This window comes from Nitratiruptor sp. YY09-18 (genome assembly GCF_016593235.1).
Taxonomy (GTDB): Bacteria; Campylobacterota; Campylobacteria; order Campylobacterales; family Nitratiruptoraceae; genus Nitratiruptor.
The window spans coordinates 161762-176850 of record NZ_AP023065.1 but is presented as its reverse complement, the minus strand read 5'-3'; the positions used below and the strand labels follow the sequence as shown (position 1 = coordinate 176850).

Below are 15089 nucleotides of genomic sequence, written 5' to 3'. Positions count from 1 at the left end.
TTTTTTTAGCTAAAAATCAGAACAAATACATACAATTGCGCCAAAAGGATGGGAATGAAAAGAGCTATATTTTTTGATCTTGATGGAACACTTATAGATAGTGCACCTGATCTTGCAGATGCGCTCAATTTTACGCTTGATAGTCTCGGACTCCCCACTTACTCGCTTGATACGATTCGCAACTGGATCGGAGGTGGGGCTTCAATGCTTGTCAAGCGAGGGCTCAGTGGGTCTAAAGAGATCATAGATTTAGATGAGAATTTTTTTCACAAAGCTCTTGATATTTTCATGGAGTACTACAGCCAAAATCTCACTAACAAAACCTCCCTCTACCCACATGCAAAAGAGGTGTTAGATTCTCTGCGAAAAAACTACAAGCTAGCCCTTATTACCAACAAACCATCTGTATTTGTTGAGCCGATCCTCAATCATTTTGGGCTTGATCACTTCTCATTGGTTCTTGGAGGAGATAGTCTCCCCCAAAAAAAGCCATCTGCTATGCCCTTATTGCATGCTTTAGAAAGATTTGACATCAAGAGTAACGAAGCTCTCATGGTAGGTGATTCAGCAAGTGACTATTTCGCAGCCAAAGAAGCAAATGTGCCTGTAGTACTTGTTTCATATGGATATGACCAAGATATCGATAAATTTGATACGCCAAAAATCACATCATTACAAATTCTCATGGAGTTTCTATGAAAATAGCGATCATTGGTGGTGGAGTCGCTGGAGCAAGTGTTGCGATAAACTTGCATAAACTTGGTCTAGAGCCAACACTCTTTGAAAAAAAATCTGCGCTCATAGCTGGACCTCCGGCCTGCCATCTCCATGCAGGAGGGAATCTCTATCCCGATATTAACGATGCCCAACGCAAACAGCTCTTGAAAGAATCAATTGAGTTTTTGCGCTTCTATCCCCAAGCAATAGAGAAGCGCCCTACACTCCTCACAGTCCCAAAGCATATTCCTATCGATATATATGAGCTTATACAACGAACCAAAAAATTAGCTATTTACTACAAAGAGCTTATCGATAAAGATCCTGCAAACAGGGTGCTAGGAGATCCGCAAGAGTATTTTATGACTTTTTCAAAAGATGAAATCCTCTCTTTGCGAGGTAAAACTCCCAAAAAAGCGCCATTGACGCCACAAGAGTGGCTCATCCCTTTTGCCAATGAAGTAGATATCGATAGACTCAAATTCCCTATCATTTTAGTGCAAGAGTATGGTATCAATATATTTCGTCTCAGTGCTATTGCCGAGCTTCTTTTACAAGAAGCTGACGTAAGATATGAAACTTCTGTAGTAAATGTAAAGAAAAGTGGTGATGGCTTTATCGTTATATCCAAAAATAATAATGAAACAAAAGAGGAGCAGTTTGATTTTCTTATCAATGCTGCAGGCTTTGAGAGTGGAATAATTGATGACTTTTTGGGGTATTTTAGAGAGCGTCTAGTCGAATTCAAAGCTGCATACATTGCAAAATATCATAGTAATTATCCCTATCCGGAGATGATCTTCCATGGTATTCGAGGTACTGAGAATGGCATGGCACAATTTACCCCCTATCCAGCTGGATACTATCAACTCCACGGTATGCGTAAAGATATCACTCTCTTTGAAGACGGAGTAGCAAAGAGTGAGCCACCATCAAGCCAGCCAAAACTCTCACAAAAATATATCGAATTTATCGAAAAAGGCTTCGATCCAAAACTCGCGCTAAAACGCACGAAAAAGGCTATTTGGTATGTAGGCCGCTATATTCCACCATTTGCACAGGCTAAGCCCACAACTACTCCACTCTTTGGAGCACAGCAAGTCCCAGGAAGTGATTTGAGCCTACGTACAGCTGAAGTATCCTTCGAAGGTGATAGATACGTGCGCTGTGAAATTGTCAAAGTCTCTTCTATCTTTACAATGGCAGATGCGATTATAGGCAAACTCATCAAACTCCAAGCACTCCCCTCTACTGCTCAAGGTATACGTATTGAAGGGGAGTTACTGGATGAAAAATCGATAGATAGTCTTGCGCAAGAGATTGCCCAAAAAAGAGGCTATCCACACCAAATGGCTAAGCTTTTGATACCTTACATTGGCAAAGAATCGTTGCACGCAGCTCTTTGATATCATATTTCTTGGCAGTTTTGATGCGAATGAGTGGGACGCCTGCGCTCTTGCAAGCCCACTCGATAAATGCATCTCTTTGGACTCTATCTGCTCTCCTGTGACTTGCATCATCGAGCTCAATAGCTCCCACAATCGAAAGCTCCGCATCACAGAGTACATAGTCAAAATGTTTACAGGCAATTTTGTTAAAAGCGCTTTGCCATCTACTTCTATCTTTTGCATTTACTGGAAGCAATACATCAGCTGCACGCACTTTTGCAAAGATATAAAACTCATCTCCCACAGCTTGCTGCAGATGGTGATAGAACTTTTGCTCACTGGGAGTAAAAATCTTTTGCACAGCTTTGTACTTGAGTGGAGGTTTGCGCCTGAGATAAAATATGATTAAAAAGAGAATGAGAAGAAATACAATAAATATCATAATTTGATCTAGAGGAAGCTTTTGCAAGTTTTACCTTGATGGTGCGGGAGAGAGGACTCGAACCTCCACGCCTTGCGGCACCAGATCCTAAGTCTGGCGCGTCTGCCAGTTCCGCCACTCCCGCTGAGTGGTACGCCCGCCAGGACTCGAACCTGGAACCTACGGCTTAGAAGGCCGTTGCTCTATCCGGTTGAGCTACGAGCGCATAAAAAGTTGTTTAGATGGCACGCCCGAGAGGAGTCGAACCTCTAACCTACGGATCCGAAGTCCGTTGCTCTATCCAATTGAGCTACGGGCGCACATTTCGGCCCATAGATTAGAGCATCTAAATTTTATGCTTATTAACTGGTTGGGCTCGAATAGTGATGGGGTGGATGACCGGACTCGAACCGGCGACCCCCAGAGCCACAATCTGGTGCTCTAACCACCTGAGCTACACCCACCATACGTGAGATCATGAACATGGTCGGGGCGGAGGGATTCGAACCCCCGACCCCCTGGTCCCAAACCAGGTGCGCTAACCAGACTGCGCTACGCCCCGCCAAATGGATTGAAATTATATTCAAAAAGATTTTTTTTGTCAAGAATTGTTGCTATAATAACGCAAAAACACAGGAGCGATCTTGAAAGTCCAAAGGTTTAGTCGAATAGGGTTTATTCTCGCAGCTGCAGGGAGTGCAGTTGGTTTAGGAAATATCTGGAAGTTTCCCTATATGACCGGAGAGTACGGAGGAGGAGCGTTTGTCCTCATATATCTCATTACAATTGCTTTTATTGGTTTTTCTGTAATGATTGCAGAGATGCTTATAGGTGCTCTTGGAAGAGCTGATACTGTCACAAGCTTTGAACGACTTGCTCCTCCTGATAAAAAGTGGTGGAAGTATGCAGGATTTATGGGATTTAACGGCATCATTATTATGACCTTTTACTCAGTAGTAATTGGCTGGATTTTCTACTATCTCTTTGCTATATTCGGTGGTCTACCAGCTACAACACAAGAAGCAAAAAATGCTTTTAATTCCCTCATTGGCGATCAGGTTCTAGCTCAAATCTTTTTCCATACATTGAGTGTCATTATCGTAGGATTCATCGTCTATAGGGGTATCAAAGGTGGTATCGAAAAGATCAACCTCATCTTGATGCCGTCACTTATGCTTATTCTTTTTGGACTGCTTGTATACGCTTTTAGTCTCGATGGTTTTAGTAAGGCATTTGCTTTTATGTTCGAGCCAAAATGGGAAAAACTCAACTCTGAAGCTTTCATCCGTGCTGTGGGGCACTCATTCTTCACTCTCTCTCTTGGAATGGGAGCTATCATGACCTATGCAGCATCACTGCCAAAAGATACTAGTATTACAAAGACTGCTTTTATAGTAACTTTTATGGATACGCTCATAGCCCTTGTAGCAGGTCTAGTGATATTTAGCTTTCTGTTCCAGTTTGGGGCGCAGCCTGGTCAAGGTCCTGGATTAGTATTTATATCTTTACCTACAATCTTGCATAATTTTGGATCTCTTGGTGTCTTTTTTGCTCTATTATTCTTCCTTGCTCTCGCATTTGCAGGTATCACTTCAGCGATTAGCTTGGTAGAGCCTGTAGTACAGTATCTCATCGATAGATTCAATTTTACCCGTGCAAAGGCTGTTGTGGTTATTAGCTTTATCTACTGGCTTGTTGGAATTGCAGCGCTGCTCTCATTTACAAATAGCTGGGGAAAACTCTTTAGCATGGGCGGTAAGCCTCTTTTTGATATATTAGAATTTACAACAGACTCTATTTTGCTGCCACTTGGTGGATTTGCGATAGTTATTTTCGTGGGATATGTACTTCCAAAGACACAAGTGCAAGCTCACTTGCACAAAAGTGGCGAGCTCTCTGGTAAACTCTATGCAATCTGGATGTTTAGCATCCGCTATATAGCGCCAATTGCGCTTATTTTTATGATGCTCAATCTTATGGGAGTTTTGAAAATATAAATTCAACAAAAAAGATATAATCAATAAAACTATAAAGGAAATATATGAAAAACCTTCTTACAAGTCTCATATTTTTCGCAGCATCCTTTTCTACTGCTTTAGCAAATGATAGCACTAAACTCAATTTACATAATGGTACATTGAGGGGAGTAGTTGGCAATTCAGCTGTGTTTATTTATAAGGGAAAAAAGTTTGACATGATTGCAAATGTCGATGATGATAAAATTAAACTTAAAAAGATAGAGAATATTCTCAAAAAGAGTATCTGTTCTAATAAAAAATTAAGATCTATTGTTATCGATCAAGGAATTGGTGTTTTATATATTTATGAAGGAAGCAGTAAAAATAATCAAGCAACAGCAATCTACATAGATTCTTGTAAATAATATTACGAGTAAAGAGGCAAAGCCTCTTTATTGTGGATTTTGCTCTTGCTTAGCGATCTCTTCGCGTACTTTATCCATATCAAGCTCTTTAACTTGACGGATAAGGTCTTCCAAAGCCTCTTCTGGCAAGAGTCCTGGCTGCATGAAAAGCACTATCCCCTCACGTAAAATTGCAACAGTTGGAATAGAGGTGATATTGAAATATGCTGCCAAATCTCTCTCTTCTTCAGTATTGATCTTTCCAAAGAGAATATCTGGATGTTTTTGTGCAACTTTTTCAAAAATTGGACCAAACTCTTTACAAGGTCCGCACCAAGGTGCCCAAAAATCGAGTATCACAATATCGTGTGATGCAACTTTGTCGTTGAAGTTTTGTGCTGTTAGTGTCTCTAAAGCCATAGTTTTCCTTTGAAGAAGTGTGAAATACAATTATATAATAATTTTTTTATGTGCTACAATATTTTATGCGGTTTATTCTCTTTTTATTTACAGCTTTTACGCTCTATGCATCGACTATCACTTTGCATAATGGGCAGACTTTTGTGCACCATTATGATAAATATTATGCAACTGATTGTAAGACCTATACAACAATGAATCATCTTCTCGTTATTCCTCTTTCATATTACACCAAACGATCTCGTTGCAAAATAGCCATTGACGGTAAGAAATTTATCCTCAATATCACACCGAAAAACTATCCAAAAGAGCGCCTTCATGTAGCTAAAAGTAAAGTATCTCCACCACAAAGTGTATTAAAACGTATCCGCAAAGAATTTGCAGAAGCTAAGAGGATTTACTCTACAGTAACGCCAAAAAGTTACGTACAAAACTCCTTTGTTCTTCCTATAAACGCAGCTATTACTGATCCTTTCGGAGTGGCGCGCCTCTTTAATGGCAAGCTCAAAAGCTACCACTCTGGTACAGATTTTCGCGCAGCTATGGGCACTCCTATAAAGGCAATCAATGATGGAAAAGTGGTGTTAGCCAAGAAGCGCTATTACGCTGGAGGCTCAATCATACTCGATCATGGTAAAGGGATCTATAGCTGCTACTATCATTTGAGCAAGTTTCTCGTAAAACCAGGAGAGTTTGTCAAAAGAGGCCAAATCATAGGTCTCAGTGGCAAAAGTGGACGTGTCACAGGACCGCATCTGCATCTAACCATCAAAATCAAGGGGATCACTGTCGATCCCCTTCAATTTATCGATGCTTACAACAATACACTTAAAACTGTATCATACCCTCAGTAGGACTTGAAGCAGTTGCGTACGGTTTTTTTGGAATGCGACCGGCCAAGTAACTCATACGTCCTGCTCGGACAGCATGTTTCATCGCTTCCGCCATAAGGATTGGGTTTTTAGCCTGAGCAATCGCTGTATTAGTAAGTACCCCATCAGCGCCAAGCTCCATTGCAATCGCAGCGTCACTTGCACATCCAACTCCAGCATCGACAATAACCGGTACATTTACCACCTCTTTGACAAAAACGACGTTATAGCGGTTTTGGATTCCTAGCCCGCTTCCAATTGGTGCAGCAAGCGGCATAACAGCTGCAGCTCCAGCATTTTCAAGTTTTTTGGCAGTGATTGGATCATCATTGGTATATGCCATGACGGTAAAGCCATCTTTTGCCAATACTTCACACGCCTTTATCGTCTCAATCACATCCGGATAGAGTGTCTTTTCGGTATCACCAATAATTTCGAGCTTGATAATATCGATACCTGTTGCTTCGCGTACCATTCTAAAAAGAGTGATAGCCTCTTCAGCAGTAGTACATCCAGCACTATTTGGCAAGAGCTGCACATCACTATCTTTGAAGTAGTCCATGAGGTTTTCTTTGTTTGGATCGGTGATGTTGACGCGTCGTACTGCTACAGTAATCATCTGCGCACCGCTTGCAATTGTTGCATCGTATGTTGTTTTAAAATCCGGATACTTTCCACTTCCAACGATAAGTCTGCTCGTAAACTCATATTTTCCTATTTTTAAAATGTCCGCCATCGCTTCTCCTATTCGGATATATTTTGTCTTATTTTACTTCAATCTCTCTTCGATGTCAAAAAGAGAAGTTTTAAATAAAAAGAGTTAAAATGGTTGTATAAATGAGCAACTTCTAGGTGAATTTCTCCTTCTTTTGGCACTCCTTTTTGGGTTCACCTACTTTTTGGCTGGCTTTTTTGAGAGATTAAAAATCCCTGGAATTTTAGCTGCTCTTTTCGTAGGTATGGGCATCCACTATACTTCCATAGGCTCGATACTTCAAGCAGGAATTGTCGGAAACATTTTTACTACTTTAGCTGACTTGGGTGTGCTCTTTTTGCTCTTTTTCATAGGACTACATCGAACTCAAAGAGATGAAAAGCCAAAGTAGCGATATTGTCCTAGCTACAGTGCTCAACACCCTCTTTCCCTTTTTGCTGGGCGTGGCTGTTATGCTCTATTTGAGATATGGCTGGCTTATCGCCTTTGTTATAGGGCTTACACATATGCCAACGGCTGAAGCTGTCATCGTACCAATTTTGGATGAATTTAATATCATTAGGACAAAAGTTGGTAACTACATTGTTGGAGCCGGTGTACTTGACGATGTCATCGAGGTGTTTCTCGTAGCTTTTGTTTCAGTCTGGATCGGTATGAAGACCGGTATAGCTACAAATGAAAAAAGAGATACTAGATGTTTTGATCAATGCTGCTATTTTTATTGCAGCTGCTTTTTTTGCTAGAAAATTTATCCTTATTCCTTTGGCGAAATGGACAAAAACAACAGTTGTCAACCTCATCGTCTTGATGATTCTTACGCTCTTCATTTTTTGGGGATTTGCTGAGTATACCGATCTTGGTCTTGTAATAGGTGCAATTGTAGCTGGTATCATCATCCGCCCTGTCTTTGACAAAGCAGGAGAGATTGGCAAAAATACTACAAAAGCAGTAAGAGCTGTAAGTTACGGCTTTTTTGGTATTCTTTTTTTCCTCTGGATCGGTATGAGTGTCGATCTCAATGGCCTCATCAAAGCTCCAGAACTTGCAATCTTACTCTTTTTAGCAGCATTTGTAGGTAAACTTAATGGAGTACTCCTTATGGTACCTATGAAAAAACTCAACTTCAAAGAGGCTTTTACTATTGGTATAGGGCTCAATGCAAGGCTAACAACAGAGATCATTGTGGCCAAACTTCTCTTGGATGCTCAACTTATCGATACCGAACTTTTCACAGCACTGGTCGCTGCATCAAGTCTTTCTACCATCATCGTTCCTTTAACTTTCTCTATCTTGGCTTCAAAATGGAAAAGTGAGTTTTATGCAAGTGCTTTAGCAGCTCCAAAAGAGTATCCTGCTGTAAAAGAAGCCAATATTCCTTGGCATGCAAAAAAAGTAGAAAAAATTATCAATCTGTTGCATACAGATCCCCAAGGAGGCCTCGATGATGAAGAGGCGCAAAAACGGCTGCAGATATATGGACTCAATAGGATAGCAGCTACCAAAAAGACTCCTTGGTACGTGATACTTTTTCGACAATTTACTGATATACTCATTCTTATTCTGCTTGTAGCTGCGGGGATCAGTTTCGCTATAGGTGAAGTGGACGATGGTTGGACTATTATGGCCATTGTCATTCTCAATGGCATTTTGGGATTTATCCAAGAGTTTAAAGCTGAAAAAGTGATCGAAGCATTGCAGCGCATGCTCTCACCACACTGCAAAGTAATAAGAAACGGGCAAAAGATTACAATAGAAGCGAAATTTTTGGTTCCAGGAGATATCGTTGTACTCCAAATTGGTGATAGAGTCCCAGCTGATCTGCGTCTTACTGAATCGGTCAATCTCAAAATCAACGAATCGGCTTTGACAGGAGAATCGGTTCCTGTCAATAAATGGATAGATCCTGAACCCGAAGATGCCCCTTTAGCAGTGCGAAAAGATATGGCTTATATGGGAACAAATGTAACCAATGGATATGGTAAAGGGATCGTTGTAGCAACGGGTATGGCTACAGAATTTGGCAAAATCGCCAAACTCACAAGCGAAGTAGAGCAAGCTCCCACGCTACTGCAACGAAAACTAGCAGTTCTAGGTAAAAAACTTGGCATCATCTCCATAGCAATTTCCGTTCTTGTTGCCATAATTGGATATCTTTTTGGAAAAGATATTTTTGAGATGTTCATGACAGGCATCTCCTTGGCTGTAGCCATAGTGCCCGAGGGTTTGCCTGCAGTTGTCACCATTACACTGGCTCTTGGAGTCAAAGCGATGGTCAAACGCCATGCACTGCTAAGAAGACTCCAGGCAGCAGAAAATCTTGGAAGTGCAAATGTGATCTGTACCGATAAAACCGGTACCCTCACCCAAAATCAGATGACAGTCAAAAAAATATGGCTTTTTAGTGAAGAGCTCGAAATTACTGGCAGTGGCTACGATCCGGCTGGACATTTTGAGAAAAATGGCAAAAAAGTAGACTATAAACATGATAAAACTCTTTTGAAACTGCTACATACTGGACTTGTTTGCAACCACGCATCGCTAAAAAAAGATCAAAACGGATGGCATGCCATAGGAGATCCTACAGAGGTTTCATTGATTGTTGCAGCATATAAAGCTTGGCTAGCACCAAAAGATGAAAAAATCATCAGTGAGTTTTCATTTAATAGTGAGCGAAAACGCATGACGGTAATTGTCGATGAGAACGGCAAAAGAGTTGCCTAAATCAAAGGTGCCTCAGAAGTACTATTACAATGAGCTGCATATTATGATGATGGCTCTGGCATCAAGCCGCTTGATGAAAAGATGAAAAAACAGTTTGAAGAGGCTTATATCCAATACGCAAAAAGTGGGCTCCGGACCCTTGCGCTCGGATATAGAATTGTTCCAGACTCTATAAAGCTTGATCCAGATGATGTAGAAAAAGATATTGTGCTTCTTGGAATTGTTGGCATTATCGATCCTCCTCGTCCTGAAGTTCCAGAAGCTATTAAAACAGCACAAGAAGCTGGCATCAAAGTGATTATGATCACCGGAGATGCCCCTTTGACAGCTCTGGCTATTGCAAAAGAGATCGGTCTTAAGGCAACAAGAGCCATCACCGGCAATGAATTAGCTGGAATGGATGATGATGCTTTACAAAAAGCCATCAAAGAGGATGTGATTTTTGCTCGCGTAGCACCACAAGACAAACTTCGCATCGTCGATATCTTGCAAAAAGAGGGACTCATTGTCGCAATGACAGGAGATGGCGTCAATGATGCTCCAGCACTCAAAAAAGCAGACGTAGGCATAGCCATGGGGCTTAGAGGAACAGATGTGGCAAAAGGAGTAGCAGATATTATTTTGCTCGATGACAATTTTGCATCTATCATCAAAGCGGTCAAAGAGGGAAGACGCCAATATGACAATATCAAAAAATTTGTCACATATCTGCTCTCTTCCAATACCGGTGAAGTGATTGCCATTTTTGTCAATATTTTACTGGGAGGCCCTCTCATCTTGCTTCCTGTACAGATACTTTGGATGAATCTTGTGACTGACGGAATGACTGCGGTGGCTTTGGGTGTAGAACCTGCAGAAGCCAGCATTATGAAAAGACCACCCCAGACTGTGAATGCACCATTTTTGCAGCTGCGTGGTATTATAATGATTATTTTGCTAGGATCCTATATTGGTTTTGGCACACTTTGGCTCTTCCACCACTATCTCTCTTTGGGATTACCACAAAATGAAGCTATTCCGTTAGCGCAAACAGTCGCCTTTACAGGTATCATTATTTTAGAAAAGATGAATGTCTTCAACTACCGAAGCCTTCATGCGCCTATGCCAGTTATTGGCTTATTTTCCAATCCTTGGTTACTTCTAGCATGGACTCTCACAGTTGGCGCACAAGTAGCAGCAGTCTATGTTCCATTTTTGCAAAATGCCCTCCACACAGTACCACTGCAACTCAAAGCTTGGCTGCTTATTTTTGAAATAGCAGTTCCTCTCTATATTGTTGTAGAATTGTATAAATGGTTTGAATGGTGGATACTTAAAAGGAGGTAGATGGATTATCAACTGCTAAAACTCCTCTTCTATGCACTAGCTATTGGCATTATGATAGGTTTGCAAAGATCTCTCACCTATATTCTCAAAAATGAACAGGTGTTCATGGGTACTAGAACCTTTGCCCTCATTGCTATGGCTGGCTTTTTGGGTGGCTGGTTGGAAACAAAGATACATGGATTTATTTTCGCTCTATTTACAGCTATAACTCTTTTCATCGCTCTTACTTACTACTATAAAGTTCAAATTCTCAAAAAAGTAGGAATTACCACACAAATAGCTGCTCTCATCACTTTTATATTGGGCCTTATGGTCTGGTATAGATTGGAAAATTATGCTCTCTTTTTGACAGTAATCATAATAGTTCTCCTTGAAATCAAACCCAAATTGCGCCAAATCGAACAAAAAGTCTCTGCTACAGATATAAACGCAGTAGTGCTTTTACTTGTAATGACATTTGTTATTCTGCCTCTGCTGCCTGATAAGATGATCGGTCCCTACCACCTCTTTAACCCCTATAAAACATGGTTTATGGCAGTAATTATTGCAGGATTGAGTTTTGTAGGATATGTGGCTATCAAAACATTGGGACACAGACATGGAGTACTTATTACAGGAGCTGCAGGAGGACTTATATCTTCCACTGCGGTCACGATTACTCTTAGTGATATCTATCCAAGAAATAGAACCCTTCTTGATATCTATACTGCAGGGATAGGCATCTCTTGGACATTTATGTTTGTGCGAGTCTTCATCGAAACACTCATAATACACCCAAAACTAGCAACTGTTATAGCCATTCCCTATTTGGCTACTGCTATTGCTGGAGGAGTCTATGTCTATATGCTCTATCGTAAAGCTCCCGTAACAAATATCGAGTTTCACAATCCTTCTTTGGAAAAAAACCCACTCCAACTCTCTGAAGCTATCAAATTTGGTCTGCTCTTTGGCATCATCTATGGAGCTATCGCATTTGTGGAGACACGCTACGGCAATATAGGTGTATATGTGGTCTCTGTTATTTCTGGAATAACCGATGTAGATGCAATTACACTCTCTTTAAGTGAAATGGCAAAAGAGCAACGTCTCAGTCTCGAAGCTTCTCTCATAGGGATTGTGCTTGCAAGCTACACAAATACACTCGTCAAACTCGCTATTGCCTACTGGCTAGGTGGCAAAGAGCTTGGCTGGAGTGTGACAAAATTCACACTTCTTGTGACAGTGACGCTTTTTGGAGGGATATATCTAGCAGATTTGCTATTACTCTAGGGTAGAGATTGTATTCTAGCTCATGGATCTTTGCTGCAAACTCCTCTAAGCTCTCATCTTCTCTGTGAAAACATGCCTGATCGATAATTTTGCCACCATCAAGTTCATCATTCACCCAGTGCACCGTTACTCCAGCCACCTTCATATCTGAAGCATAGCTTTTTTCTATCGCCTTTGCTCCTTTAAAGAGTGGCAAAAGAGAGGGGTGAATGTTAATAGCGTTTTTGATATTTTTGGTAAAGATCGGACTTAAAATGCGCATAAATCCTGCCATGACCACCAGATCCGGGTTATATTGTTTGATAGTTTGCACTAATACCTCATCGAAAGATTCACGACTAGGAAATTCTCGATGATCAATGATCTCGATAGGAATTCCTAGCCTCTTGGCTCTTTGTATACCATAGGCTTGTGGATTGTTGGTAATCGCAGCAGCAACTTCTACTTTTCCATGGAGCTTCTTTGCAATATTTTCAAGATTACTTCCGTTACCACTAAAAAGTATCACAATTTTTTTCATAAATTCCCTATAACATCGATAAGATCTGATGGAGTGAGCGCATAATTTGCTCTCTCTACCCTTCTACTTGCAACTGCATGAGCAAGGCTTCCCTGGATTGCAGCCTCGAGTGGATCGTATCCTTGAGCAAGAAGCGCGCCAATGAGACCGGTGAGTATATCTCCGCTACCACCTTTTGCCAATGCATTGGTGCCTAGTGGATTGATAAAAAACTGCTCACCTTTGGCAATGATAGGATTTGCTCCTTTGAGTAAAAGCACCACTTCAGGATAGGCTTGTGCAAAAATCTTGGCTGCGGTTATGCGATCACGCTGAATCTCTTCAACGCTCAAATCTGCTAGATTGAGATTGTGAAGCAATGCACTAAACTCTTTGGGATGGGGAGTGAAGACAACTCTTTTGCGCTTTACTATCTCTTTGATTTTAGGACTATAAAAAAGATCGGCATCAACTACCAAAGGAAGATCATTATCCATAAACTCCTCTAAATCCTCATCGCTATACTCCATCCCAAGCCCCATACCAGCTGCTAATGCAGTAGCTTTTGGCGGCAAATGGGATGAGTGCATGAGTTCGTATGGCACTTGAATCTTTTCAAAAGTGAGCAGCGTCACAAGGCCAGCACCATAGCGCAATGCTGCCAGTGCTGCCATTATCGCAGCCCCCTCTTTCTCACCAGCTACAAGTGCTAAATGACCATAAGTACCTTTGTTGGAATTGGAACGAGTGCGATAGGGAGGTTTGAGATCATCTATCTCTAAGAGTTTATAACTGCTCTTGCTCTCATAAAGACTCCTACTCACTCCCAGATCTGCAACGATTACTTCGCCTACAAAATCTTTCGCATTATCCATAAAAAGCGCTAGTTTCATAGCTCCCATTGTGATGGTAAGGTCTGCTGCAAAAGCTAATGGCATAGGATTGCCCTTACTATCTATGCCACTTGGGATATCGCATGCAATTTTGAAGCTATCTAATTGGTTGAGCTTTTGAATAGTATGCTGGCTCTCTTCATTAAGCGGTTTTGAGAGACCACTTCCAAAGAGAGCATCTACTACTACATCCGCTTCACTCATACTCTCACTTAGCTCCCCTCCACATGCATAGTAGCGCTCTAGCTGTAGTTTGCACATACTGCTTTTTGCACCAAAAGGCATAAAAAGATGCACCTCATATTCACCGAGGAGCTGCCTCGCACAGGCTACTCCATCTCCGCCATTGTTACCAGGACCTGCAACGATGAGCACCTTCGCTCCTGGCTTAAAACGCACATGTATCTGCTGAGTTATTGCATAGGCTGCATGCTCCATCAAAATATCTTCTGGCAAAAGATACTGCTCGTAGCAACGCTGATCAAGAAGTGTAACACTCTCATACAGATTACGCATATTTATCTCCTAAAATCTGGGCAAATCTACTTCTTGCATAGAGACTAAATTTTTTAAACAGTTCACTTTGGTATTTGTTTTTATAGTAAATTTGTGAAAAATCACGGCTAAATTCAAACCCTTTTATCTTCATCTCATAGAGCTCACCTGCATCAAGATACTTTTTGACTGCTATCTTGCTCACGCAACTTATACTTTGATCTACCTCTTTGAGTACGCTTATTATTGCCTCAGTATGGCGCAGTTCGAGATAGATATTGAGATCACTACCAAATTGTCCCAGCTGCTTGACAAATTCACTGCGCGTACCACTCCCCTCTTCTCGCAAAATCCACTTCATATCCATTAAATTATCGATAAAGTGCTCTTTTTTCTTTGCTAAACTCTTATCACCAGTGACTACAACCAATTCATCTTTACCAATAGGCGTTGTTATGCAACTATTACACTCCGCATCACCCTCTATATAACCAATATCTGCAAGACCCTGCTCAATCATTTGTGAAATTTCAGCAGTGTTTCCGATTTTGAGCTGGATCTGCACTTCTGGATACTGGTTCATATATTCGCACACGATATTTGGCATGATGTAGTCTGCAATTGTAGTACTACAGCCAATGACGAGCTTTCCTCTGTTTTCTTGTGACATAAACTCTGATTCGATATCTTTAAGTTTAAAAACAAGAGGCTCTACCTCATTGAAAAATGCCCGTCCCTTTTCATTGAGCACAAGCCTCTTTTGTACTCTCTCAAAAAGTTTACATCCCAAAATTGATTCGAGCTCCTTGAGTGACATACTCACAGCAGACTGACTGAGTCCAAAGTTTTTGGCTACTTGGGTAAGATGTCCAATCTTTGCTACTTCTATGAAAAGCTCTAACTGGCGTAGTGTGATACGCATTTGCAACCTTTTCAGTTATTTTTATTATTATATAATATTTTATTTATTTTACTTATTAAAAATATGGTT

Annotated in this window: 15 protein-coding genes and 5 tRNA genes; 9 read left to right on the top strand and 11 right to left on the bottom strand. The window is 41.0% G+C overall.

The features are described from left to right. The first annotated feature begins 54 nt into the window (after nucleotides 1-54). Nucleotides 55-699 (top strand): phosphoglycolate phosphatase, encoded by a 645-nt coding sequence (locus JG734_RS01065; protein WP_201333202.1) that lies wholly within the window; start codon nucleotides 55-57, stop codon nucleotides 697-699. Further along, nucleotides 696-2123: an FAD-dependent oxidoreductase gene (locus JG734_RS01060; RefSeq protein ID WP_201333201.1), complete on the top strand. Its 1428-nt coding sequence runs from the start codon at nucleotides 696-698 to the stop codon at nucleotides 2121-2123. The genes JG734_RS01065 and JG734_RS01060 overlap by 4 nt, the downstream gene beginning before the upstream one ends. Here the strand turns inward: JG734_RS01060 and JG734_RS01055 are convergent. From JG734_RS01055 to JG734_RS01030, 6 genes are all read right to left on the bottom strand, one after another. Beyond that, nucleotides 2071-2574 carry a DUF2726 domain-containing protein gene (locus tag JG734_RS01055; RefSeq protein ID WP_201333200.1) on the bottom strand — a complete coding sequence of 168 codons (504 nt, stop codon included), beginning with the start codon at nucleotides 2572-2574 and terminating at the stop codon, nucleotides 2071-2073. The genes JG734_RS01060 and JG734_RS01055 overlap by 53 nt on opposite strands. A gap of 12 nt (nucleotides 2575-2586) precedes the next feature. After that, nucleotides 2587-2671, bottom strand: a tRNA-Leu gene (locus tag JG734_RS01050). 4 nt (nucleotides 2672-2675) lie between these two features. Next, nucleotides 2676-2752 (bottom strand) — tRNA-Arg (locus JG734_RS01045). Between the two features lie 17 nt (nucleotides 2753-2769). Continuing rightward, nucleotides 2770-2846 (bottom strand) — tRNA-Arg (locus JG734_RS01040). A gap of 67 nt (nucleotides 2847-2913) precedes the next feature. Next, nucleotides 2914-2990 (bottom strand) — tRNA-His (locus JG734_RS01035). Nucleotides 2991-3010: 20 nt separating this feature from the next. Beyond that, nucleotides 3011-3088: transfer RNA gene (locus tag JG734_RS01030), tRNA-Pro, on the bottom strand. 82 nt (nucleotides 3089-3170) lie between these two features. Here JG734_RS01030 and JG734_RS01025 point away from each other — a divergent pair. Together JG734_RS01025 and JG734_RS01020 are read left to right on the top strand one after the other, a co-directional pair. Next, complete coding sequence (locus JG734_RS01025) at nucleotides 3171-4523, top strand: sodium-dependent transporter (RefSeq protein WP_201333199.1); 1353 nt, start codon at nucleotides 3171-3173, stop codon at nucleotides 4521-4523. Nucleotides 4524-4567: 44 nt separating this feature from the next. Then, nucleotides 4568-4909, top strand: coding sequence for a hypothetical protein (locus JG734_RS01020; RefSeq protein WP_201333198.1), 342 nt, complete (start codon nucleotides 4568-4570; stop codon nucleotides 4907-4909). Between the two features lie 27 nt (nucleotides 4910-4936). Here the strand turns inward: JG734_RS01020 and trxA are convergent, their stop codons facing one another. Next, complete coding sequence (gene trxA / locus JG734_RS01015) at nucleotides 4937-5308, bottom strand: thioredoxin (protein WP_201333197.1); 372 nt, start codon at nucleotides 5306-5308, stop codon at nucleotides 4937-4939. Nucleotides 5309-5373: 65 nt separating this feature from the next. Here trxA and JG734_RS01010 point away from each other — a divergent pair, with 65 nt between their 5' ends. Further along, complete coding sequence (locus JG734_RS01010) at nucleotides 5374-6162, top strand: M23 family metallopeptidase (RefSeq protein ID WP_201333196.1); 789 nt, start codon at nucleotides 5374-5376, stop codon at nucleotides 6160-6162. Here the strand turns inward: JG734_RS01010 and JG734_RS01005 are convergent. Continuing rightward, the gene (locus JG734_RS01005; RefSeq protein WP_201333195.1) at nucleotides 6137-6916 is read right to left on the bottom strand and encodes a thiazole synthase; all 780 of its coding nucleotides are present in this window, start codon (nucleotides 6914-6916) and stop codon (nucleotides 6137-6139) included. The genes JG734_RS01010 and JG734_RS01005 overlap by 26 nt on opposite strands. 353 nt (nucleotides 6917-7269) lie before the next feature. Between JG734_RS01005 and JG734_RS09465 the strand changes: the two genes are divergently transcribed. The 4 genes from JG734_RS09465 to JG734_RS00985 all read left to right on the top strand — a co-directional run bounded on the left by JG734_RS09465 (nucleotide 7270) and on the right by JG734_RS00985 (nucleotide 12211). Further along, the gene (locus JG734_RS09465) at nucleotides 7270-7638 is read left to right on the top strand and encodes a cation:proton antiporter (RefSeq protein WP_201333194.1); all 369 of its coding nucleotides are present in this window, start codon (nucleotides 7270-7272) and stop codon (nucleotides 7636-7638) included. Beyond that, nucleotides 7571-9616, top strand: coding sequence for an HAD-IC family P-type ATPase (locus JG734_RS09460; RefSeq protein ID WP_201333193.1), 2046 nt, complete (start codon nucleotides 7571-7573; stop codon nucleotides 9614-9616). Before JG734_RS09465 ends, JG734_RS09460 begins: the two co-directional genes overlap by 68 nt. Before the next feature lie 81 nt (nucleotides 9617-9697). After that, nucleotides 9698-10942 (top strand): HAD-IC family P-type ATPase, encoded by a 1245-nt coding sequence (locus tag JG734_RS00990; protein ID WP_201333192.1) that lies wholly within the window; start codon nucleotides 9698-9700, stop codon nucleotides 10940-10942. Next, entirely contained in the window at nucleotides 10943-12211 is a 1269-nt protein-coding gene (locus JG734_RS00985) for an MgtC/SapB family protein (RefSeq protein ID WP_201333191.1), read from the top strand. On the opposite strand, the gene purN is transcribed toward JG734_RS00985, so the two are convergent. From purN to JG734_RS00970, 3 genes are read right to left on the bottom strand one after another with little or no spacing between them, the layout of a single operon-like run. Continuing rightward, a complete protein-coding gene (gene purN, locus JG734_RS00980) occupies nucleotides 12147-12731 on the bottom strand; it encodes a phosphoribosylglycinamide formyltransferase (RefSeq protein WP_201333190.1) in 585 nt (194 codons plus the stop codon). The genes JG734_RS00985 and purN overlap by 65 nt on opposite strands. Further along, nucleotides 12728-14119, bottom strand: coding sequence for an NAD(P)H-hydrate dehydratase (locus JG734_RS00975; protein ID WP_201333189.1), 1392 nt, complete (start codon nucleotides 14117-14119; stop codon nucleotides 12728-12730). Before JG734_RS00975 ends, purN begins: the two co-directional genes overlap by 4 nt. Then, nucleotides 14112-15020 carry a LysR family transcriptional regulator gene (locus JG734_RS00970; protein WP_201333188.1) on the bottom strand — a complete coding sequence of 303 codons (909 nt, stop codon included), beginning with the start codon at nucleotides 15018-15020 and terminating at the stop codon, nucleotides 14112-14114. Before JG734_RS00970 ends, JG734_RS00975 begins: the two co-directional genes overlap by 8 nt. Between the last annotated feature and the right edge of the window lie 69 nt (nucleotides 15021-15089).

Coding starts and splice junctions, on each gene's coding strand:
- JG734_RS01065 (WP_201333202.1), top strand. CDS start 55: ATGAAAAGAGCTATATTTTTTGATCTTGATGGAACACTTATAGATAGT.
- JG734_RS01060 (WP_201333201.1), top strand. CDS start 696: ATGAAAATAGCGATCATTGGTGGTGGAGTCGCTGGAGCAAGTGTTGCG.
- JG734_RS01020 (WP_201333198.1), top strand. CDS start 4,568: ATGAAAAACCTTCTTACAAGTCTCATATTTTTCGCAGCATCCTTTTCT.
- trxA (WP_201333197.1), bottom strand. CDS start 5,308: ATGGCTTTAGAGACACTAACAGCACAAAACTTCAACGACAAAGTTGCA.
- JG734_RS01010 (WP_201333196.1), top strand. CDS start 5,374: ATGCGGTTTATTCTCTTTTTATTTACAGCTTTTACGCTCTATGCATCG.
- JG734_RS01005 (WP_201333195.1), bottom strand. CDS start 6,916: ATGGCGGACATTTTAAAAATAGGAAAATATGAGTTTACGAGCAGACTT.
- JG734_RS09465 (WP_201333194.1), top strand. CDS start 7,270: ATGAAAAGCCAAAGTAGCGATATTGTCCTAGCTACAGTGCTCAACACC.
- JG734_RS09460 (WP_201333193.1), top strand. CDS start 7,571: ATGAAAAAAGAGATACTAGATGTTTTGATCAATGCTGCTATTTTTATT.
- JG734_RS00990 (WP_201333192.1), top strand. CDS start 9,698: ATGAAAAAACAGTTTGAAGAGGCTTATATCCAATACGCAAAAAGTGGG.
- JG734_RS00985 (WP_201333191.1), top strand. CDS start 10,943: ATGGATTATCAACTGCTAAAACTCCTCTTCTATGCACTAGCTATTGGC.
- purN (WP_201333190.1), bottom strand. CDS start 12,731: ATGAAAAAAATTGTGATACTTTTTAGTGGTAACGGAAGTAATCTTGAA.
- JG734_RS00975 (WP_201333189.1), bottom strand. CDS start 14,119: ATGCGTAATCTGTATGAGAGTGTTACACTTCTTGATCAGCGTTGCTAC.
- JG734_RS00970 (WP_201333188.1), bottom strand. CDS start 15,020: ATGCGTATCACACTACGCCAGTTAGAGCTTTTCATAGAAGTAGCAAAG.